16 protein-coding genes are annotated in these 21,342 nt (G+C 68.3%); 10 read left to right on the top strand and 6 right to left on the bottom strand.

Translation table 11 applies throughout. The annotated features are described in order from the left end of the window. Positions 1-655 precede the first annotated feature (655 nt). The 5 genes from QE385_RS18865 to QE385_RS18845 all read right to left on the bottom strand — a co-directional run bounded on the left by QE385_RS18865 (position 656) and on the right by QE385_RS18845 (position 6,194). Entirely contained in the window at positions 656-1,108 is a 453-nt protein-coding gene (locus QE385_RS18865) for a hypothetical protein (protein ID WP_307104891.1), read from the bottom strand. Positions 1,109-1,630: 522 nt separating this feature from the next. Next, complete coding sequence (locus QE385_RS18860) at positions 1,631-2,833, bottom strand: replication initiator protein A (RefSeq protein ID WP_307104888.1); 1,203 nt, start codon at positions 2,831-2,833, stop codon at positions 1,631-1,633. 76 nt (positions 2,834-2,909) lie between these two features. After that, on the bottom strand, positions 2,910-3,959 hold the full coding sequence (locus QE385_RS18855; RefSeq protein WP_307104887.1) for a ParB/RepB/Spo0J family partition protein: 1,050 nt from the start codon (positions 3,957-3,959) through the stop codon (positions 2,910-2,912). A 59-nt stretch (positions 3,960-4,018) separates the two neighbouring features. Beyond that, positions 4,019-5,209, bottom strand: a complete 1,191-nt coding sequence (locus QE385_RS18850; protein WP_056434743.1) for an AAA family ATPase — start codon at positions 5,207-5,209, stop codon at positions 4,019-4,021. 244 nt (positions 5,210-5,453) lie between these two features. After that, entirely contained in the window at positions 5,454-6,194 is a 741-nt protein-coding gene (locus QE385_RS18845) for a glutaredoxin family protein (protein WP_307104883.1), read from the bottom strand. A 45-nt stretch (positions 6,195-6,239) separates the two neighbouring features. Between QE385_RS18845 and QE385_RS18840 the strand changes: the two genes are divergently transcribed. The 7 genes from QE385_RS18840 to QE385_RS18810 all read left to right on the top strand — a co-directional run bounded on the left by QE385_RS18840 (position 6,240) and on the right by QE385_RS18810 (position 13,143). Continuing rightward, positions 6,240-6,665, top strand: coding sequence for a MerR family DNA-binding protein (locus QE385_RS18840; protein ID WP_307104881.1), 426 nt, complete (start codon positions 6,240-6,242; stop codon positions 6,663-6,665). 89 nt (positions 6,666-6,754) lie between these two features. Continuing rightward, a complete protein-coding gene (locus tag QE385_RS18835; protein ID WP_307104880.1) occupies positions 6,755-7,957 on the top strand; it encodes an SGNH/GDSL hydrolase family protein in 1,203 nt (400 codons plus the stop codon). A 207-nt stretch (positions 7,958-8,164) separates the two neighbouring features. Beyond that, positions 8,165-9,490: a glycosyltransferase family 39 protein gene (locus QE385_RS18830; protein ID WP_307104879.1), complete on the top strand. Its 1,326-nt coding sequence runs from the start codon at positions 8,165-8,167 to the stop codon at positions 9,488-9,490. Next, entirely contained in the window at positions 9,480-10,844 is a 1,365-nt protein-coding gene (locus QE385_RS18825; protein ID WP_307104877.1) for an AarF/ABC1/UbiB kinase family protein, read from the top strand. Before QE385_RS18830 ends, QE385_RS18825 begins: the two co-directional genes overlap by 11 nt. A gap of 164 nt (positions 10,845-11,008) precedes the next feature. Continuing rightward, complete coding sequence (locus QE385_RS18820; protein WP_307104875.1) at positions 11,009-11,200, top strand: hypothetical protein; 192 nt, start codon at positions 11,009-11,011, stop codon at positions 11,198-11,200. Beyond that, the gene (locus QE385_RS18815; protein WP_307104873.1) at positions 11,197-11,892 is read left to right on the top strand and encodes a hypothetical protein; all 696 of its coding nucleotides are present in this window, start codon (positions 11,197-11,199) and stop codon (positions 11,890-11,892) included. The genes QE385_RS18820 and QE385_RS18815 overlap by 4 nt, the downstream gene beginning before the upstream one ends. Positions 11,893-11,907: 15 nt before the next feature. Continuing rightward, complete coding sequence (locus QE385_RS18810; protein WP_307104871.1) at positions 11,908-13,143, top strand: MFS transporter; 1,236 nt, start codon at positions 11,908-11,910, stop codon at positions 13,141-13,143. Here the strand turns inward: QE385_RS18810 and QE385_RS18805 are convergent. After that, positions 13,140-14,126 (bottom strand): helix-turn-helix domain-containing protein, encoded by a 987-nt coding sequence (locus QE385_RS18805; protein WP_307104869.1) that lies wholly within the window; start codon positions 14,124-14,126, stop codon positions 13,140-13,142. The genes QE385_RS18810 and QE385_RS18805 overlap by 4 nt on opposite strands. 147 nt (positions 14,127-14,273) lie before the next feature. On the opposite strand from QE385_RS18805, the gene QE385_RS18800 reads away from it, so the two are divergent. The 3 genes from QE385_RS18800 to QE385_RS18790 all read left to right on the top strand — a co-directional run. Continuing rightward, positions 14,274-14,624: an antitoxin Xre/MbcA/ParS toxin-binding domain-containing protein gene (locus QE385_RS18800; protein ID WP_307104866.1), complete on the top strand. Its 351-nt coding sequence runs from the start codon at positions 14,274-14,276 to the stop codon at positions 14,622-14,624. Positions 14,625-14,641: 17 nt separating this feature from the next. Further along, positions 14,642-15,175, top strand: coding sequence for an RES family NAD+ phosphorylase (locus QE385_RS18795; protein WP_307104864.1), 534 nt, complete (start codon positions 14,642-14,644; stop codon positions 15,173-15,175). Between the two features lie 240 nt (positions 15,176-15,415). Then, positions 15,416-21,342 (top strand): autotransporter outer membrane beta-barrel domain-containing protein (locus QE385_RS18790; protein ID WP_307104862.1); only part of this gene is annotated, 5,927 nt, incomplete at its 3' end.

Raw genomic sequence — 21,342 nt, 5'->3', positions numbered from 1 at the left:
ATAGATGAAGATCACATCGGGTTTGAATTTCGCCAATCATAACCATCTGCCGGTTTCATCTGGTGATCGTTTGACCAACATATCATAGCCCAAACGGTGCTCATAGGCGGGTAGACATTTACCGAAGCCCGCCGAAAGCTTTCCCGTTCTCGGATATTTCTGCATCTCCAAACCACAGAGTTCGCGAGCCTCGCCCTGAAACGTATTGCCGTGAAAGTGATGCGCCCCCTGATCGACGGCGCCCCCCTCCCCCGATGTCTCACGCAGAAGCAGAGCAATCAGCGTTCCACGCCGCCCCTTTCACCACGCCAAACCATATGATTCAAAAGAAAAAGGAAACCGACAGTATCTGACTCGGTGTGACATCATGCATGAGATTGGAATACACGGTGCCTTCGCGAATGGGTGCAAAAAAAGCCGGCTTTTTTTATCATCGCGCATAGGTGGAACCAGACTCTGATTGGCGGCCGTGGGTATGTTATAATTCCCGTGAACAGCGCGATATCGATCAGTCCCCGGTCTAGGTGTTTGATCCCGAGATTTGATAGTGCATCATCGGCGCAAGTATCGGAAGGATGCACTATGGGACAGGTGCTCGTAGCGAATTTTGCGGGTCTCCCTATCTTTACACGGCGGCAAGGAAATCCCGACCCGCTCAGGCAAAAAGATCGCGAATGGCGCTTCCCCGGAACCGGTTCCGCAACCGGCGCCTGTGATGCTCCCCCGCATCATGGCGCATGTGACAGGCTTGGCACAGCGCCGCGAGATTTCGCGGCCGGTTGTCGCCGGGGTCGTGGTTGAGATGCGCGCTGGCCAGGATCACGCGGGTTCGGCGGAACGGAAGGGGCGGGGCGATGCCTGCCAGGCCCGGTTGCGCGTGGATCATGGCGGTGGGGCTGGGCAGCGCCCTGACCCCCCTGCCCCGGCCGTCGCGCCAGCGGGCGCGGGTGTCGTCCCACCAGGTTCCGTCGCCGAGATGCACGATGTCGCGTCCGTGCGGCCTCCCGCAATGCTCGCACCGCCCCTTGGCGCGGTCGAAGCGGATCAGCGCGGACAGCTCGCGCCAGTCGATCGGGTAGAGCCAGCGATGTTCGCGTGCGATCGGCATGGCCCTTTGTGAATCGATGGGCCGCAAACCCAAAGCGAAAAGGCGACTGATTCAGAAAACTCATCAAGCTCTTCAAAAAAGCTCAAAAAAACATATCCGGAAGGGTTAGAGCGTTAGAAGGGATTTAAAGGGTTAAGCCGTGTTTTCCACAGGCTAAAATACCGATTTCACGCGCTTTTTCGGGTCCCTCGCGTTCCCGACATATCGAATATCCGTTCCCGGAATATCGTGATGGGCGTTCCCGATGTATCGCCCGACCGTTCCGGGAGTATCGTTGCCCGTTCCCGATATATCGAAAAGGCGGGACGGACGCCGTCGGAGCGGGTCGGATTGAATCAGTTTTCGACCGATCCCGCGCGGTGAGGTTCAAAGTGGCGACCCGCCGGGCCACGCGATCGTAGCGACGATCGAACACGCGATATTTCGGGAACGCGTTCAGGCTGCGCATCCCTCCTGCGTCGCAATTCCAGCGGCTGAAATGGCGGGAGGGGAGCGCCTTTGCCGCGCCCCCCTCCCCTGTCGTTAGCGCAGCAAGTGCCGGTTCTTGGCGTCGAAACGGCGCACATAGCCGATAAAGGCGTTCTGATAGCTGACCGGCGTGCGGGCCGGATCGCCCTCGACCCAGGCTTTGAACTCGGCGTGCAGCGTCTGATAGTCCCAGCCCGGACATTCGGATCGCAGCAGGGCCAGGGTCGCGTCGGTGATCTCTCCGAAGGTCGAGCGGGTCGACAGGCTCTTGACGCTGCGACGGATCAGCCCGCTGGCATCCATGTCGTGATCGACGGGGGGCGGCGCAGTGTCCTCCGGCGTCGATGGCTTGGGCGCTGGCGCGGTAGCGGCCCTGGTCTTTTTCGGGCGCGCAGGGACGGCGGGGCCAGCCCCCTCCCCTTCCGTCCGCCGACGCATCCTGAGGCTCGGCTCGCGCTTGCCCTCGGCCTGTTCGAGCGTCAGGGCATAGCCGGGCAGCTCGTTGCGCTCGGCGATCTTGGCGATCTCGAACTTGAAGCGGCGATATTGCCCCTCGGCCCCCGATTTCTCGAACAGGGTCGGCATGGAGATGGCGAAGCCTCCCTCCCCTGCCCCGCCGGCATGTTTGCGCGCGACCTTGTACAGCCAGCGTTCGCGGCCGCCCGAAATGTCGAAATAGGCGCGGTCGATCGACAGCACGCCGCCCGTCATCATCACGCCTTCATAGAACCAGCTCGACAGCTCGATCGTCATGCCGCGCGAGCGTTCGGTCTTTTCGTCGACCAATTGCGTCCAGCCGTCGAGCCAGCTGAACGTCGCCTCGCGCCTGTTCTCGGCGCGGATATTGGTCTTGACCGTGGTCGACACCAGCCGGTCGAGCGCCTGGCCGAGCAGCTCGTAAGCACGCCCCGTCGGCTGGCGCCCGATCGCGCGCAGCAGGTCATAGGGCATCAGGTGCAGCTTGCGCGGCACGTCGTTGATCCCGCGCCTGGCCATGTCGGCCAGCATCGAGGCGCAATAGATCAGGATGTCGGCATCCCAGATCGTCGCCATGCCGTAATCGGGATTGCCCGACACATGGACCCACAGCTTGCCGTCGGGCGAGCGATAGTCGATCGGCTTGACCCGTTTCGACTTGGCCAGGCTGAAGAAAGGCCGCTCCATCATCTCGCGCTGGTCGCGCAGCGGCAGGTCGGCGAGATAGGGCAGGAACAGCTCGAACTGTTCGGCCGATCCGTCCTTGGGCTTCGTGCTCATGCGTCATGACCCCGGCGCATGTTTCCCCGGGGAAACATGCAAGATGGGCGGGCAAGCGTGTTTCCCCGGGGAAACATCAGGGTTGAAGCCCCCTGCCCGCCTGCTCGAGATGCGCCAGAGCGCCGCGCAGCGCCGTCACGATTTCCTCGACATCCGCGCCCGAACCGGCATGAAGCCGCACCGTCACGCCCTGGCGATTGGCCGACTGGACCGACAATACGGGGCGGCCATAGCGGTTGTGATAGCTGTAGCGTTCCGGCTCGCCATCCTCGCCCAGCATCATCTTGCGCGCGGTCAGCAGGCGGTGGAGCACTTCGCTGGCCGGGATGGGCGACTGCCCCGCCTCGCGCCGCTCGGCCTGTTGGCGCGTGATATACTGAGCCACGCTCATGATGGCCGACGCCTCGCCCTTGTCCTGCATCGCCTGCGCCAGCGCATAGCCGGGCTTCAGCTGCACCTCATGCGGCGAGGCGAAGGCGGCGACCACTTCGTCGGGCAGCGCGGCGACCTTCAGCATCTTGGACAGCCAGCCCTTGGACAGCTTCAGCCGCTCGGCCATGCGGGTCTGGTGGTTGCCATAATGGGTGGTCAGCGCGGCCAGGTAATTGCGCGCCCGCTCATAGTCCGAGACATCGGCGCGCGCGCGGTTCTCCAGATCGGCGAGGCGGAACGCGGCCTCGTCGTCCAGCTGCGCGACCTGTGCCACGAAGACCATGTCGGGATAGCTGTTGGCGCGCAGCCAGCTGATCGACCAGTGGCGCCGCGTGCCTGCGATCACCTCATAGTCATGATCGGGATCGCCCTCGATCCGGCGGACCACGGCGGGGACCTTCTGCCCCCCCTCGGCGATGATCGAGTCGATCAGCTCGCGGCAATGCGCCTCGGTCAGCAGGTCGTAATTGCGGGCATTGCCGGGCCAAATCTTCACCCGCGCCGGGTCGAGCAACAGCTGCGTGACCTGTCGCACCTCGCCGCTGGCGACGCGGGCGAGCGCGGACTCGCGGCCGAGCAGCGTCGTGCCCCGGCTGCGTTCCGCCACGGTCTCGCGGGCCGGGCTGGGGGAGGGGGCGTCGCCCTCTTCCTCCGCCAGCAGGGCCGCCAGATAATCGGATTGTTTACGCGCCATCTTATGCCTCCCGCCCGGAACATAGGCAGAACATTGTCGTGTAGGAAAGGGGAAGCCGATCAAGCCGCGGCATGGATCACCGCCTCTTCGCTCAGCGGTTCGACCCGGCCCCAGCTCTGGCGGACCAGCTGCTCGACCTGGCGCATCGCCTCGTCCAGATTGGCGCGGCAGCGTTTGTGCGTCTTGGGCGTGCCGATCGGCTTTTCCAGCTCGTAGACGGTCATCATCCGCATCGCGGCATGGCTGATCTCGGCCGATTCCAGGATCGGCACGGGGAGGAGCGCGGGGCCGAAGCTCTGCTCCATGATCGCGCGGACCATGGCATGGCTGGGGTCGTTGCCGTCGAACTTGGAACAGATCAGCCGGACGAACTGGTAATCGACCTCGATGCCCGCCCCGGTCAGCTGGTTGAGCACCTGATCCATCATCGACAGGAACTGGACGGTCGAACAGAAATCGGGCGTGGTCGCGGCCATCGGCACCAGCAGCGCATTGGCCGCCTGCATCACCGCCAGGCTGATCGTGCCGAGGGCAGGGGGCGGATCGAGCAGCACCACGTCGTAATTCCGCGCCAGGTCGGCCAGCCCGCGCTTCAGCTTGCGGAAGCGGGCCGCCAGCACCGATCCGCCATCGCTGCCCGCTGCGGCCAGCTCATATTCCACATCGAACAGTTCGAGATTGGACGGGATCAGGTCGACATTGGGCCAGGGGGTGGGCTTGACCGCATAGGCCAGGTCGGTCTGGGTCGGGTCGATCGACAGATAGGGGTAGAGCGTTTCCTCGCGCGTGACGTTGAAATGCGGGTTGAAGCCGAACAAAGTCGTCGTCGTCGCCTGGCTGTCGCAATCGACGACCAGCACGCGGTAGCCTTGCACGGCGAAATAATGGGCGAGATGGGTGGTGACGGTCGACTTGCCGACGCCGCCCTTGAAGTTCTGCACTGCGATGATCGCCGGAATGTCGAGCGGCGCGCGCGCGGGGGAGGCGCCCAGCACCTCGCGCATGTGCAGCAGCTCCTCGACCGTATAGCCCTGGCGTCGGCCATTGTCGGTGGTCGGGGCAGGGGGGAGGCGGCCATCCTCCTCGGCCATGCGGATGCGGTTGGTCGAACAGCCGAGCAGCTGCGCGGCCTCGGCAATCCCGAAGCGGACGTGCAGACCTTTCCGGCTTTCGGGCAGGAACGCCTTGCGCCGCAACCGCTCGATCATCCGCTCGCCCGCGCTGGCCAGATCCCCGATCTGGGACAGCATTGCATGATCTTCCGCCACTCGCGCACCCCTTGAAGCTTTTGGGGGTGGTTAATGGCAAAGTTCATTCAATCGGGCAAGGTGGGGGAAGGGGGAAGGCATGTTTCCCCGGGGAAACTTTCCCAAATCCTCCCCTGGAAGGGGAGGTGGCGCGCGTAGCGCGTCGGAGGGGTGTCCCCCTCTCGATAGCGCGACACCCCTCCGTCAGGCTGCGCCTGCCACCTCCCCTTGCAGGGGAGGAATAGGCTCAGGCATGGAGCACCATCCACACCGCCATCCCGATCATCATCAGATTCTCGGTCAGCGACAGGAAGCCCAGCGGCACGTTGCTCGATCCGCCGACACAGGCGCATTTGAGTTCGCGCCGGTCGATATAGACCGCCTTCACCACCGACACCGCGCCGATGCCCCCGATGAACAGCGCGATCGGGACGGACAGCCACGTCAGCACCCCGGCGATCATCAGCACCCCGGCCAGCCCCTCGGCAAAGGGGTAGATATAGGAATAGGGGACCCAGCGTTTGGCGAGCAGGTCGTAATTCAGGAACATGGTCGCGAAGCTCTCGACATTCTGGAGCTTCAGAAGCGCGAGCACCGCCATGCTGAACGCGATGAACCATTCGGCCGCGCGGGTCGTGAAGGGGGTGGCATAGACCGCCTGCGATGCGGCCAGCGCCATCAGCGCGGTCATCGCGAAGAGCGCGGCGACCGGGCGATAGCTGGTCGCCTTGGGATCGGCGACCCGCTTGCCGAAGAAGCGGCGCAGATCGTCATAGCCGCCCACCCGCTCGCCCCCGACGAAGATTTGCGGGGTGGTCTTCACGCCATGCTCGGCCTTGAAGGCGTCGGTCTCCTCGCGGGTGCGCAAGTGATGGTCCTCGACCGCGTAACCCTGTCGGCGGAGCAGGTCCTTCGCCTTCAGGCCGTAAGGGCAGCTATGGGTCGGCATCACCATGCGGTAGAGAATGGCTTTGCGGGGGGCGGTCATGGTCCTTCTCCGACTGGGGTCCATGCGCCATATGGCATCCGTACCATGGTACGGAGTCAAGACGTGTCGGAATGGACCATCGCCAGATTGGCGCGCGAAGGCGGGGTGGGGGTGGAGACGATCCGCTATTATCAGCGGCGCGGGCTGCTCGACACGCCCCAACGCCCCGCCGGGGCGAGTGCGGGGGGGCGGGTCCGGCGCTATGGCGCGGAGGATCTGGGGCGGCTGCGCTTCATCCGGTCGGGCCAGGCGGCGGGCTTCACGCTGGAGCAGATCGGCGAGCTGCTGGCGCTCGACGCGACCGACGACCGGGCGCGGGTGCGCCAGCTCGCGCGCGAGCGGATCGTCGCGCTGGATGCGCAGATCGCGGCGCTCGAACAGGCGCGCGCCTCGCTCCACGCGCTGGCCGAGCGGTGCGCGGGCGAGGGGGCGGGGCCGTGCCCCATCCTCCGGTCGTTCGAGGGGGCATGACGCGGGAATGAAATTCTGCGTCACATTTAATCTATATTGATGGTTAATGGCGCAGGGCCGCCCCGCTCCCCCCCGCCATGAGTTGATCCGTGACCGATACGCCCTTTCCGAGCCGACGCCGTTTCCTGGCCGGCACCGCCTGTACGATCGCGTTGCCGCTGATCCCCGGTTGTGCCGACGACAAGGCGCCGTCGGACCTGATCATCCCGACCCCCACCCCGACCCCGCAACCCAGCCCGACGCCCACGCCGACTCCCACGCCGACACCGACACCCGCGCGGCCGACCACGCTGGCGGCCGACCGGCTGACCATCGCCTTCGCCGGGTCGAGCAGCAGCGCGCAATATCTGTCCAATTATGACGGCCCGGCGACCAGTTCGGCGGTCGTGTCGACCGGCGACGGGATCAGCTTCGCGCCGCTCGGCCGGGGGGCGTTCGGCAAGACGGCGGGGCTGGCGATCAACGCGGCGACCGGGCGGACGGTGCGCTATGTCCGTGGCGGAGTGGGCAGCACGACGCTGATCCAATGGGCCGCGTCCAATTCGACGATGCGCGCCGACCTGGTCCGCGCGATCGTCGCGGCGGGCGGGGTCGATGCGGTGCTGTTGCAGGTCGGGCGCAACGATGTCGCGGACCGGCTGACCGGCGATCTCGCCACCCAGCTGGGGCTGATCCGCACGCTGATCGCCGCGCTGCGCACTGAGACGCGGCTGCCCGACCTGACCGTCTTCCTCGGCGGGTCGCAGAATATCGGGGGCAGCGACGCCGGGCTGCACCGGATGCAGGCGATCCAGCGCCAGGCGGAGATGACCGTCGCGCTGGGCGACCCCCATGTCCGCTATGGCTTCACCACCTATGACCTGCCGGTGGTCGACGGCATCCACCAGAGCGAACAGGGGCAGATCCGGTCGGGCCAGCGTTTCGCCGCGCAGGTGCTGGCCTGGTTGCAGGGGCAACCGGGCCCGCGCGGACCGCGCCTGGCCTCGGCGCGCGCGGTCGGGGTGAGCCAGACCGAGGTGACGCTGGCGCTGGCGGACGGCGTCGACTTCACCCCGGCCAGCGCGATCCTGGGCTTTCAGGTCACCGACAACGGACAGGCCGTGCCGATCACCGCCGCGGTGCGGACCAGCCGGACGACGATCCTGCTGTCGCACGGCGCGGTCGGGACCGGCGCGCGCGGCGTCTCCTATGGCCTGGCCACCGATCCCGACGATCTGAACGGCGTGCATGACGGCAGCGCCGACCGGCTGCCGATGGAGCCGTCATTGGGGATCGTCGCCGTCACCGGCTGACGATCGGGGCGCGGTCGGCCATCCCGACCCGGCACAGCGCCCCGAAGCCGTCCCCTTGTCCCCGGCGCCCCCGCCATCCTAAGCCGGATCGCCGTTCCGATGCGCGGCCGCCCTCGCCTGTCCCGCGCGGGTGGCCTTTGGGGGGAGGCATCCGGGGGGAAGCGGGGGACGGCGATGGGGACAGGGTCGTCACGGGGGGATCACGCCATGCCATATCCTGTGCGCGCGCCGTCCGGCCTATGGCACGGCTTCGCCACCTCGCGCCGGGTGATCCCCGCGATCCTGCTGGCCGCCATCGCGCTGCGCCTGGGGCTGATCCTCGCCTTTCCGATCGCGCCGCGCGGCGACTCGCTCTGGTATCTGATCCGGGGGCGCGAGATCGCGCAGGGGCTGGGCTATCAGGAAGGGGGCTTTCCCACCGCCTTCTGGCCGGTCGGCTATCCCGCGCTGCTGGGGCTGGCGACCGCGCTGTTCGGGCCGTCGCTGGTCGGCCCGATCCTGGTCAACCTGATCGCGCAGGCCGCCACGCTGGCGCTGATCCTGTGGTTCGCGCGGCATCTGGGGGCAGGGGAGGGGGCGGCGCGGCTCGCGGCGCTGCTCTATGCCGTCTATCCCGCGCATATCGCCTATAGCGGCGACACCGCGGCCGAACCCAGCTCGACCGCGATCGTCATGGCGGGGACCGCGCTGATGCTGAAGGCGCGGGGGCGGATCGGCCCTGCGCTGCTCGCCGGGCTGGTGCTGGGGGCGGGGGCGCTGATGCGGCCGCAGATGATGCTGTTCCCGGTGCTGCTGGCGCTGGTCCTGCCGGTGGCGTGGCGCGGCCATGGCGTGCGGCGGGCGGGGCTGATGCTGGCGCTGGTGCTGGCGGGCATGGCGGCGGTCCTGCTGCCCTGGAGCTGGCGCAACCAGGCGATGCTGGGCGCGCCGGTCCTGGTGTCGAGCAATGGCGGCGTCGCGCTCCACGCCGGGGCCAACGACCTGGCCGATGGCGGCTATTTCCAGGTCGAGCGATCGCCGCTGTGGGACCAGGTCGGCATCCCCTTTGCCCAGCGGGTCGAGCGGCAGATGGAGATGGAGCGCCGGTTGAAGACGCTGGCGATCGACTGGATCGCCGCGCATCCGCTGCGCTGGGGGCTGCTCGGCCTGCGCAAGATGGGGCTGCTCTGGTGGAAGGACAGCGACGGCTTCTGGCCGCTCGACGCCAGCCATCCGGCGCGCCTCGGGCTGTGGCGCGCGATGCAGGGGGTGAACCAGCTCTTCTATCTGGCGGTGCTGGCGCTGGGCCTGGTCGGCACCGGCCGGGCGGCGCGCGCGGCCTGGCGGGGGGCGCCCGGCGCGGCGATGCTGATCCCCGCCGCCATGCCGGTCTTCTGCACCGTCCTGGCCTTCGGCTTCACCGGCCAGACCCGCTATCACTATCCCGCCATGCCCTTCGTCATGATCCTGGCGGGCTGGGTCGCGGCAAGCCTGATCGCCGGGGCGACGGAACCAAGCCGCCCGCCCGCCGCTATCCCGGATCATGGCCGATGACGACAGCAATCCCCCATCCCAGCCCGGGCAGCCGCCCCGGCACCGCGCCGTTCCCAGCGGCCGCTTCGCGCGCGCGGGCGCGTTCGGGCGGCTGGCGGGCGGGGTCGCGGGCGGGATGCTGGCCGAGGGCGCGCGGCGACTGGCCAGCGGCGAGCGGCCCAGGCTCGGCGACCTGATCCTCACCCCCGGCAATGCCGCGCGGGTCGCCGACCGGCTGTCGCATTTGCGCGGCGCGGCGATGAAGCTGGGCCAGATGATCTCGATGGATGCGGGCGACCTGTTGCCGCCCGAGCTCCAGGCCATCCTCGCGCGGCTTCGCGACCAGGCGTACCGGATGCCGCCCGCGCAGCTCGACAAGCTGCTCCGGGCCGAATGGGGCCCCGACTGGCGACGCCGCTTCCGCCATTTCGAGGCGGCCCCCATGGCCGCCGCCTCGATCGGGCAGGTCCACCGCGCGACCCTGCCCGATGGCCGGGTGCTGGCGATCAAGGTGCAATATCCCGGCGTGCAGGCTAGCATCGGGTCGGATGTCGACAATGTCGCGACATTGCTGCGCGTGTCGAACCTGATCCCGCCCTCGGTCGACCTGAAGCCGCTGCTGGAAGAGGCCAAGCGGCAACTGGCCGAGGAGGCGGATTACCGGCGCGAGGCCGACCGGATGCGTAGCTTTGGCGAGCGGCTGGCGGGCGATCCGCGCTATGTCGTGCCCGCGCCCGAGCCGTCGCTGACCACGTCGCTGGTGCTGGCGATGGACTATATCCCCGGCCAGCCGATCGAGGCGCTGGTCGAGGCCGACCAGGCGACCCGCGACGGCGCGATGACCGCGCTGATCCAGCTGGTCCTGCGCGAGCTGTTTGAGTTCGGGATGATGCAGACCGATCCGAACTTCGCCAATTACCGCTGGCAGGCGGAGACCGGGCGTCTGGTCCTCCTCGACTTCGGCGCGGCGCGCGACGTGCCGGCCGAGACCGCCGCCTCCTATCGCCGGTTGATCGAGGCGGGGCTGGCGCACGACCGCGACCGCATCCGCGAGATCGCGGTGGAGACGGGTTTCCTGGGCGAGAGGGCGGTCGCGGCGCACCGCCCGGCGGTCGACCGGATCATCGCCGCGATCGACGACACGATGGCGAAGGCAGGCCCCTTCGACTTCGGCGACCGCGCCTTCGTGCCGGTGGTGCGCGAGGAAACCCGCGCCATGATCGCCGACCGCGACACCTGGCACGTGCCCCATGTCGAGACGCTGTTCGTCCAACGCAAGATCAGCGGTACGGCATTGCTCTGCGCGCGGTTGAAGGCGAAGGTCGATATACGCGGGCTGGCGGCGGAGGCGATCGGGGCCGAAATCCGGCTTTAACCCCAAATTCCATCCGGTTCCGGAGCGATTGTCTCAATCGTGAGACGCCGGCCATTCCGTAATGGGCAGCCGCCCCGGACTGATCTAGATTGCGAAGATCGGGCCGGGGCCGCTTCCCATGGCGTCACCCCGTCCCACCCTGTCCAAGCTGGTAAGAAACCATCGTGATCCTGCGCTTCCCCAAGATGTCGCTGGCCCGTCCGTTCGTCCGGACGCGCCAGTGGAGAACGGTCTTCGTCCTGTGCCGGGTCGTGACGCTGGAGAACGACCATCGCCGCCACCTGCTGTTCTGCCAGCCGGTCCGACGCCGCTATTCGCAGAACCGCCGCAAATGGGTGTGGGCCAGGGCGTCATGACCGCCTTGCCCGGCCCGTTGCCGCGTGCGACGCATCCCGTGTCCGACCGGGCGACGCTGGACCGCAGCGCGGACGAACTGTGCGCGGAATTCGCGGTCGCCTGGACGCATCGGGTCTCCTGGGGCGCATGGTTGCGGCTGCGCGATCTCGTGCCGGGCCATCCCGCCTTCGTCCTGCGCCAGGGCGCGCAGGGGCTGGGCCTCGATACCCAGCGCTGGGACATCAGCGGGGGCGAGGCGTGCTGGCCGACCACGCAGATTTTCAGCCTGACCCTGCCCTGGTGGCGGCGACTGGCCGAGGTCCCCGCGCAACGCTGCCTGATCCCGGTGACCGCCGCGCGCGGCGCGCTGTCTTCGCCCGATGGGCAGGAGGACCGCCCGGTCTGGTTCACGCTCGACGGCCAGCCGGTCTTCACCGTGGCGGGGCTGTGGCGCCGCCATGCGGGCGCGCATGGCTTCGCGATGCTGGGCTGTGCGGGGGGCGAGGGGCCCTGGTCGACGCTGCCGATGATCGTCGCGCCCGAGGACCGGGCCCGCTGGCTGGGTGGCGACTGGGCGGACGTGACCGCGCTGCAGGACCCGTCGCCCGTGCTGCCGATCCGGATCGGGCTTTGCGAGGGGCCCGCCGCATCCTATGAGCGTTGCGATCGCGACAGCGCATGGCCCCCATCCCGGAGGACCGCGCGGGGCTGACGCCAGGGGCATTGCGTGACGCGATCGACACCGCACAGGGGATATGGCGTCGCGGTGCTGATGGCGCTGGTCCATATGCTGGCGGTCGGCGACCGTTTCCTGCTGTCCGTGCTGGTCGAGCCGATCAAGGCCGAGCTGCATCTGGGCGACGACGCGATCGGCTTCGTCCAGGGGCCCGCCTTCGCGCTGGTCCATGGGCTGGCGATCGTCCCGATGGTGCTGGCGGCGCGGCGATGGCCGCTGGCGCGGTTGCTGGCGCTGGCGCTTCTGGGGTCGAGCGTCGCGACGATCCTGTGCGGATGCGCGGCGTCGGTCGCCCTGCTGGTCCCCGCCCGGATGCTGATGGGGCTGGCCCAGGCCGCGATCGGCCCCGCCGCGGTCGGGCTGATCGCGATTGCCATGGAGCCCGGCCATCGCGGGCGCGGCATCGCCTTGTTCACCGCCGGGGCCTCGCTGGGCCGGGGGCTGGCGATGATCGGGGGCGGTGCGCTGCTCGCGCTGTTCGCCGGATTGGCACCGGCAACCGGGCTGGCGCCGTGGCGGCTCGTGCTGTTCGCGATGGGGGGGGTCGGCCTGCCGCTCGCCTGGCATGTGGGGCGAAGGCCCGATCCCGTCGCCCGGCCGGGCAGCGCCGCGATCCGGATGCGCCAGGCGCTGCGCGCGATGATCGCCGACCGCGCGAGCCTCGTTCCGCATATCCTGTCCGCGCTGTGCGCCGCGCTGGCGCTCCAGTCGCTGACCAGCTGGTCGGCCAGCCTGATGATCCGGCAGCATGGCCTGACCCCGCCGCTGGCGGGCGCGCAGGTCGGGCTGGTGATGATGGTGGCGGGGGTGCTGGGCCATGGGCTGGGCGGCTGGCTGTCCGACCGTCTGGGGCGGGGGAGGGGGACCACGCCCGGCCTGATGCTGCTGGGCCTGGGGCTGTGCGGCCTGGCGCTGTGGCCGCTGACGTGGGGCGGGGACTGGGGCGGGACGCTGGCGGCGCTGGCCGTTGCGGTCATCGGCCTGTCGGTGACGCTGGCCAACGGGCTGATCGGGCTTCAGGCGCGCATCGCGTCCGCCCTCCGGGTCGAGGCGACGGCGATCTTCCTGACGGTCATCACCCTGTCGGGCACCGCGCTGGGCCCCTGGCTGGTCGGGATCGCCAGCCATGCGCTGACCGGACTGGCCGATGCGGTGGCGCTGGTACTGGGCGCGACCTGCGCGCTGGGGTGCGGCGCGGCGCTGCTCGCCTATCGGCGCGCCCGCTAGTCCAGTTCGGTCATCCAGCCGTTCCAGCGCCGCGCCCCCATTGTGGCGCTGTCCGCCTGGCTCTGGCGCATCCGGGCCCGATAGGCGTCGGGGTCGACATCATGTTCGGCGCGAAAGGCGCGGGTCAGCCCGGCCGCATCGCCCAGCCCATAAGCCCGCGCCAGCTCGTCCAGCGATACGGGAACCGTCCCCTCCAGCGCCCGGCGGACCGCGTCGACCCGACGATGCCGGACATAGCGCGCGATCCCGCCATTGCGCTCGTACAGGCGATAGAGCGTCGCGCGCGACAGGCCGACCCGCTCGGCGATGGCCGTGCCGGTCAGCTGCGGGTCGGCGATTTCGCGGTCGATCAGCCGGTCGACCGCCTCGCGCCGCAGATGGTCCTGGCGCCGCGCCTCCACCGCCACGTCGCGCGGGCCGCCCAGCGCGGTCGGCAGCAGCTCGATCAGCGCGCGGGCAAAGGCGCGGTCGTGCCCGTCGTCGAGCATCGGCGCATGGCGGACCAGCGATTGCAGGAAATCCCCCAGCATCGCGGTGTCGGGCGCGTGCGCGACCTGGCCATGCAGCGCCCCCAGACTGCCCAGCGCCGCATGGACCAGATCGCGCGCGATGCTGGCGGTGATCATGTGCAGGTCGCGCGCCTCGGTCCTGTGGCCGCGCCGCGTGTCGAGAAACACGATGTCGCCCGGCCCCGCGTGCTCGAACCCGCTGCGCGGATGGCCGACCAGCGTGCCCGACAGGACATGGTGGAGGACGATATGGTCGAAACCGTCGGCCTGCACCCGCTCCTCGCGCGCATGCGCCATGCCCGACAGATGCCGTTCGAACAGCAGCAGGTGGCGAAAGCGCCAGCCGGTGACGCGCGCCCGGAACGGGCCGTCCAGCCGCACCACATCGGCCCCTTGCGCATAGAGTTCGCGGTAGCGGGCAAAGGCGACATCCTCGGCCAGGCCCTCGCTGGAAAAGCCGATCGCTTCCTTCAAATCCCGCTCCCGATCCTCACCCTCTTCGATCCCGATGCCGGATGGGTGATGTGGATCAATTCCCGATGGCCGCAATGGCTCCGCCTTTCCAGGCGCGTCTTGCGAATAGGGCAGGAAACAGGCATATAACGGGCAAGGAGTGTGCCGATGCTCGCCGCCTTTCTCGACGATATCCGCGATCACGACATGATCGCCCCGCGCCGCATGGCCGAGCGGTTGCGGCTGCCGCTGACCCGGCTGGCCAAGCTGGCGCAGGTCAACCGCAACACCATGGCCGCCAAGCCGGGAAGCCCGGCGGTCCAGGCGCGGCTCGGCGAGATCGCCCGCATCATCGCGCGCGCGGCCGAACTGTCGGGCGACGAGGGGCGCGCGATCATCTGGTTCCGCCACCAGCCGCTGCCCGGTTTCGGCAAGACCCCCGAACAGCTGGTCGAGGAAGGCCATGCCGCGCTGGTCCTGGGCGACCTGGATCGCATGGCCGAGGGGGTCTATTCCTGACGGCCAAGGGGGACGGGGTGGCCTATCCCCTGCGCGCGCTGCGCTGCCCGCTCTGGCGGATGCTGGCGATCCGCTATCAACGCGATCCCTGGTCGGGGGAGGGGGCGCGGCGGCATGGCGGCCGCTGGAACGCGCCGGGGCAGGCGGCGCTCTATCTGGGCACCGACCACGCCACCGCCATCGCCGAATATTATCAGGGCCTCGCCAAGCCCGGCACGCTCGCCCCCTATCGCCTGGACGCGACCGCGATCGCCGACCTGACCGACGGACAGGGCCGCGCGGCCGACGAGCGGATCGCCCAGGCCCTGGCCGCACCCTGGAAGGCCATCGCCGGGATCGAAGGCGGCCGCCCGCCGAGCTGGGCGCTGGCGCAGGCGCTGATCGCGAGCGGCGCGGAAGGCGCGCTGGTCCCCTCCGCGCAAAATCCGGGCGGCACCGCGCTGGTCCTGTGGCGCTGGCACCGTGCGGACGGACCGGGGGCCGACGAATCGAGAGAGGGCGCGGCGCTGGAACTGCTCGATCCGGACCATGTACTGACGCCGCATCCCTGAGCGGTGCCGATTTGCTTCGGTGCCGTCGACCGGCAACTGGCCGCGCAAGTGATCGGATCGCCCGATCCTTTCCGACCCCCGAGCCGTCAATGATGGAAATTCGGTAACCCCGGTCGTGCCAAGAAAAGAGAAATGACTTTATTTCGTTATGACGATCGCGTCATGAATTCACGTGACATGACGCCGACTTCATCATAGGAATCGTCCGACAATTAGGGGTTTCGAAAAATGGTGAAGGCAATGTCGCGCGCTCGGCAGGTGAAGGCGCGCGCTCTGGAATCGAGTGCCATTCTGCTTGCGGTGATGGTGGCGGGCCCGGCCTTCGCCCAATGCACCCCCGATCCGACCCAGGCCAACACGACGACGACGTGCAGCGGCACCGACAGCAACGGCCTGACCGTCACGACCTCGGGCACCACGGTCGATGTGGCGACCGGGGCGACGGTGACGAACAGCGGCGCACCCGCCATCGCCTTCGCGATCCCGACCTCGGCCACCAGCTATCCCTATGGGGTGCTGACCGTGGGCGGCCGGGTCGATGGCGCAGGCCAGACCGGCGTGCAGTTCGTCCGCCAGACCACCGCCAACAGCTATTCCAGCGGCCAGCTGTCGGTGACGGTGCGCGCGGGCGGCAGCATCAGCGGCACGAACGGCATCGTCATCGGCCAGACCGGCAACGGCTATGGCAGCACGACCGCGTCGATCGACAATAGCGGCACGATCAGCGGCACGGGGACCGGCTCGGACGGCTATGCGCTGCTGTCGAGCAACCCGACCTATGCGGGCTTCCAGACGATCACCAACCGCGCAGGCGGCACGATCGGCGCGATCAGCGGCCCCGTCGGCACGCTGACCAATGCCGGCACCATCGATGGCGGCAGCCGCAGCGCGATCGATGTGGGCGCGACCTATAGCGCGGCGTTCTCTGGCTATGGCTGGACGAACAGCGGCACGATCGGCAACAGCGGCAGCGCCGCGACGCTGGCCAATGCACGCTCGATTACGCTGACCAACAGCGGCACGATCAGCAATGGCGGAACTGGCGCGGCCATCACCGGCACATCGCTCACAATAATCAACGCAGCGGGTGGCCAGATCACGACCGCTGGTACGACCGCGATCCAGGCGGGTGTGGGCTTTAGTTTGACCAATTCCGGGACGATCACGGGCGATGTCATTGCGACACCAAATCCGGTCTCGTTCGGCAACACCGTCATCGATAACAGCACGGGCACGATTGTCGGTAATGTGAGCTTCGGCTCGAGCAATGTATCCTATTCATCGGGCAACGACACGCTGATCGTCGGCTATGCGAACGGCGCGATCCGCACCGGGATCAGCGGTACGATCGACGGCGGGGCGGGCACCGACACGCTGCGCATCCGCTTCACCAGCGATACGACCCTGTCCTCGGCGCTGACTCTGCCGACCAATTTCGAACAGCTGACCCTCGCTCCCGATACCAAGACGACAACCACCTTGGCCAAGGACTTTGCGGTGGCGGGGCCGTTGCGGGTCGCGGGCGGCGGAGCGGTCGTCAACAACGCCGCGCTGAGCGACACCGGCACCGTGCTGTCCGATGAATATGGTTCGTCCGGTTCGCCCAGCGTCACCAATGCGGGCAGCATCATCGGCACGGGAGCGCAGATCGGCCTCTATGCCGTCTCGATGAACTATGCGAACCGTTTCGAGAATAGCGGCACCGTGACCGCGACCGGGGGCGGCGTCTCGTTCAACTCGCAGGGTGCGTTCGTCAATTCGGGCACGATCACCGCCAGCGGCACCGCGGTGTCGCTGTTCGGGCCGAGCTTCGCCAATTCGGGCACGATCCGCTCGACCGGCGGGGTGGGTGCGATCCTGTCGGGCTCGTCGGGCTCGAACTGGACCAACACCGGCCGGATCGAGGGCACGACCGCCGGGCTCAAGCTGTCGAGCAGCCTGAGCAACAGCGGCACGATCACCGCGACCGGGACCGGCGTGTTCATCGACTATTATGGCGTGCTCAACAACCAGGCGGGCGGCGTCGTCACCGGGGGCACGCGCGGTATCGGGCCGAACGGCGATTTCGCGGTGTTCAATGCCCGCATCGCCAATGCGGGCACGATCAACGGCGACGTCACCTTCGGCCCGTCCTCGTCGACCAGCTATTACGGCAACAACAACACCTATTTCGCGCTGCCGGGCGGTGTGCTGAACGGCAATCTGACGCTGACGAGCGGCGATCTGCTCGTCACCGAACTCGCCGGCAGCAGCGGCGACCGCTTCGCCGGGATCACCGGCACGGTGTCGGGGGCGAGCGCGGGGCTGCGCCTGCGCGTGCGGGCCGACACGGCCGCGACCCTGCCGACCACCAGCCCGTTCGTCACCCTCGGCTATGAACTGTTCGACAAGGCCAAGCTGACCCTGACCGGCGCCGCCTCGACGCGACCGCTCTATCTGGCGGGGCAGGGGACGGTCGACCTGACCGCCGATATCGCCAGCACCGCCGGTTCGGTGATCCAGCTGACCTCGCGCAGCCAGGCACCGGGCGAAACCTATACCGCCAATGCGCTGACCATCACCAGCCGCGGCGCGCTGTCGCTCGCGGTGTCGAACACGAACGTCTATGCGGGCAATGCCGTTTCGCTGGGCAGCGAGGACAGCTTCACCAATGCGGGCACGATCAGCGTCGCCGACACGCGGCCGACCACCTATGGCCAGCTGACCGCCATTTCGGGCGGCAAGAGCGTGACCAATGACGGCACGATCACGCTGAACGGCGCGGCGGGCATCCAATATGCCAAGAGCATCACCAATAGCGGCCGCATCGTCCAGGCCTCGGGCGGCCGCGCCGCGACCGGCGTCTCGGGCTTCACCACGCTGGTCAACAGCGGGACGATCGAGGTGGCGGGCACCGCCGTCATCATGGACTATACGACCGGCACGATCGACAATAGCGGCCGCATCGCCAGCACGGGCGGCATCGCGATCGGCCAGAATTACAGTTACGGCACCACGCTGCGCAATCTGGCCGGTGGCACGATCGCGGGCGCGACCGGGCAACTGGCCATCCGGCTGGGCGGTGGCCAGATCGTCAATGCGGGCACGATCACCGGCGATGTCGACCTGGGCTATGCCAGCTATGGCGGCCGCTCCTATTCCAATGCCATCTATACCTCCAATGGAGGCACGCTGACCGGCAATCTGCGCTTCGGGGACGGCAGCGACCTGTTCGTCGAGACCGACGGCCAGTCGGGCGTCAGCGGCACGATCGACGGGGGCGGCGGGTTCGACATCTATCGCCATGCCTTCACAAAATCGACGACCGCGACGCTGGGCACCCTGACCGCTGTCAACTTCGAGCGTGAGGACCTTCAGGCGATCGGTGCCGATACCGTCGTGACCATCCAGTCCCAGACCGCGCTGGCCTCGCTGGGGATTCTGGGCGATGGCCAAATCGTCAACACCGCGAATGTCGATGGCGATCTGGTGCTGGGCGACAGCTATTATTCCTACTACCAGCTGCAGCCGCAGGCCATGCTGGCGGCGCTGACCAACCAGGCCGTCGTCAAGGGCGCCATCTCGGGCCAGGTTTCGCGCTTCACCAACAGCGGGACGGTCGGCGATGCGGCGCTGAAGCGCACCGCCGTTTCCATCTATGCGGTCGGCGACCTGAGCTTTACCAATTCGGGCAGCATCCTGAACGACGCCAGCCGTCGCGGTGTCAACCTGTCGGTCAATGGGGGGGCGATCACCGCCACCAACAGCGGTTCGATCGCCCAGGGGTTCAACGCCTTTGCCAGCGACTACAGCTATTACGGTACGACGCCCCCGGACGCGCCGCAGCCGCAGAAGATCGCGCTGACCAACAGCGGCACCATCGCCTCCACCGACGAGGGGCGATCGGGCGTCCTGCTTCAGCTGTACAATGACCTGGGCGGGTCGATCCAGTTCGACAACAGCGGCACGGTCACCCAGGGCGTCAACGCCTATGCGGGCCGCTACACCTATTACGGCACGCCGGCATCGGACGCCGCGCGCTCCTATGCGATCGCCGTCACCAACAGCGGATCGATCACCGCGACCGGGCAGGGCCGATCGGCCGCCCTGCTGACGATCGACGATTACCGGGGCACGGGCGGTTCGATCCGCCTCGACAATAGCGGCACGATCGACGCCAGCGGGACATCGGCCTATGGCGTCCGCGCCGGTTTCAACGGCTCCGGCACCGCCACCACCGGCGCGCAGAGCATCGCCATCACGAACAGCGGCACGATCCGCGCCAATGGCGGCGGGGTGACGATCACCGATCCCTATGCGGGCGCCAGCGTCCCGCAGGATCCCACCGCACCCACCACCTATATCGCCGCGGCCGTGTCGGTCTTCGGCAACGGCACCGCAACCGCCACGATCACCAACGCCGCGACCGGCACGATCGAGGCGACCGGGCCGCTGTCCGTCGCGGTCAGGACCAACGGCGCCGCGCTCGACCTGACCAATGCCGGGACGATTCGCGGCGGGGCGGGGACCACGCTGGCCGCGAATGACACCCTCGTGCGCCAGATCGGCAGTCCCTATCTGGCGGGTGCGATCCACAGCATCGGCGCGACCGACGACAGGATCGTCAACACCGGCAGCATTTTCGGGTCGATCGCGCTGGGCGACGGCAATGACCGGATCGAGAATTACGGCCGGATCGAGGGCAATGTGTTCCTCGGCGCGGGCGACGACACCTTCCTGCACCGCGCCAGCGCGACGCTGGTCGGGACGGTCGATGGCGGCACGGGTACGAACAGCCTGATCGTCGACGCGACCGGGGGCGGGACGGTCAATGGCGACCAGTTCGTCAATTTCCAGCGCTTCAACCAGGTCGGACAGGGCAATGTCACCTATGCCGGTACCTTCCGCTTCGACACGATCGGGGTCGCGGGCGGAACGGTGACCGTCGCGGCGGGCCAGACGCTGACCAGCACCGGCCCGGTCACCATCACCGGCACCGATGCGAACGAGACGGTCGTCAATTCCGGCACCATCGCCGGTTCGGTCGCGCTGGGCGGCGGGAATGACAGCTTCGTCGAGGGGCCCAATTCGCGCGTCCTGGGCACTCTCGATGGCGGCACGGGCACCAACCTGTACGGTGTGCTGCTGGCGGGCGACCGCAGCGGCATCGGCCAGCGCAGCAATTTCCAGCAGCTGGCGGTGACCGGCACCGGCACGCTGTCGCTGACGCTCGACCAGAGCTTCGACACGGTCGCGCTGGCGGGCACCGGGCTGAACGTCGCGCTGGCGGGCAACCGGATCGGATCGGTCACGGGCTCGGACGCGGCCGAGCAGCTGCGCGTCGATGGCGACATCGCCAGCGTTTCGCTGGGCGCGGGCGACGACCTGCTGGCGCTGGGCACGACCAATGCGGCGGGCCGTTACGATGGCGGCGCGGGCACCGACAGCTTACGCTTCACCGCCAATGCGCCGGTGGTGCTGAGCGGGCTGGCGACCGGATTCGAGACTGTGTCGCTGACCGGCAACGCGCTGACCGTCACCGGTTCGCTGGGGTCGCAGGGGGCGCCGCTCGGCTTCGGTGACGGCGATACGGCGCTGACCGTCGCCAGGGGCGGCACGCTGGCCGGGGTCATCGACCTGGGCGCGGGCAATGACAGCTTCCGCCTGGCGGCGGGTTCGGTCCTGATCGGCAGCGTCGCGGGCGGCGCGGGCAACGACACCGCCACGCTGGAGCTGGCGGGCAACCAGATGCTGGCGGCGGGCACGCTGACCGGGTTCGAGACGCTGGCGACCGAAGGGACCGGCGCGCTGACCCTGACGGGCGCGCAAAGCTATGCCCAGGTCAACGCCGCGACCGACCTGACCATCGCCTCGGGCAGCAGCCTGACCGCGGGCCAGGTCGCCTTCACCGGCGGGAACCAGCGCTTCACCATCGCGGGCACCTTTGCGGGCGCGGTCGATGGCGGGGCGGGCACCGACACGATCGCGCTGTCGGGCGGCACCGCTGCCGCGCCGGTCGCCTTCACCAACGTCGCCAATGTCGAGGCGCTGGCGATGACCGGCGGCTATGCCACGGTGTCGGGCAATGCCGCCTTCGGCGCGGTCGATATGACCAGCGGTCGCCTGGTCGGTTTCGCCGGGTCGACGATGAGCGCCGCGCAGTTCCTGGTCCGCCAGGGCGCGACCTT

The sequence above is a fragment of the Sphingomonas sp. SORGH_AS_0950 genome, assembly GCF_030818415.1.
Classification (GTDB): domain Bacteria; phylum Pseudomonadota; class Alphaproteobacteria; order Sphingomonadales; family Sphingomonadaceae; genus Sphingomonas.
The sequence above is the reverse complement of the archived record's forward strand: the minus strand, read 5'-3'. Positions and strand labels throughout refer to the sequence as shown.

Coding starts and splice junctions, on each gene's coding strand:
- QE385_RS18860 (WP_307104888.1), bottom strand. CDS start 2,833: ATGAGCACGAAGCCCAAGGACGGATCGGCCGAACAGTTCGAGCTGTTC.
- QE385_RS18840 (WP_307104881.1), top strand. CDS start 6,240: ATGGTACGGAGTCAAGACGTGTCGGAATGGACCATCGCCAGATTGGCG.
- QE385_RS18845 (WP_307104883.1), bottom strand. CDS start 6,194: ATGACCGCCCCCCGCAAAGCCATTCTCTACCGCATGGTGATGCCGACC.
- QE385_RS18865 (WP_307104891.1), bottom strand. CDS start 1,108: ATGCCGATCGCACGCGAACATCGCTGGCTCTACCCGATCGACTGGCGC.
- QE385_RS18830 (WP_307104879.1), top strand. CDS start 8,165: ATGCCATATCCTGTGCGCGCGCCGTCCGGCCTATGGCACGGCTTCGCC.
- QE385_RS18815 (WP_307104873.1), top strand. CDS start 11,197: ATGACCGCCTTGCCCGGCCCGTTGCCGCGTGCGACGCATCCCGTGTCC.
- QE385_RS18855 (WP_307104887.1), bottom strand. CDS start 3,959: ATGGCGCGTAAACAATCCGATTATCTGGCGGCCCTGCTGGCGGAGGAA.
- QE385_RS18850 (WP_056434743.1), bottom strand. CDS start 5,209: ATGCTGTCCCAGATCGGGGATCTGGCCAGCGCGGGCGAGCGGATGATC.
- QE385_RS18800 (WP_307104866.1), top strand. CDS start 14,274: ATGCTCGCCGCCTTTCTCGACGATATCCGCGATCACGACATGATCGCC.
- QE385_RS18825 (WP_307104877.1), top strand. CDS start 9,480: ATGGCCGATGACGACAGCAATCCCCCATCCCAGCCCGGGCAGCCGCCC.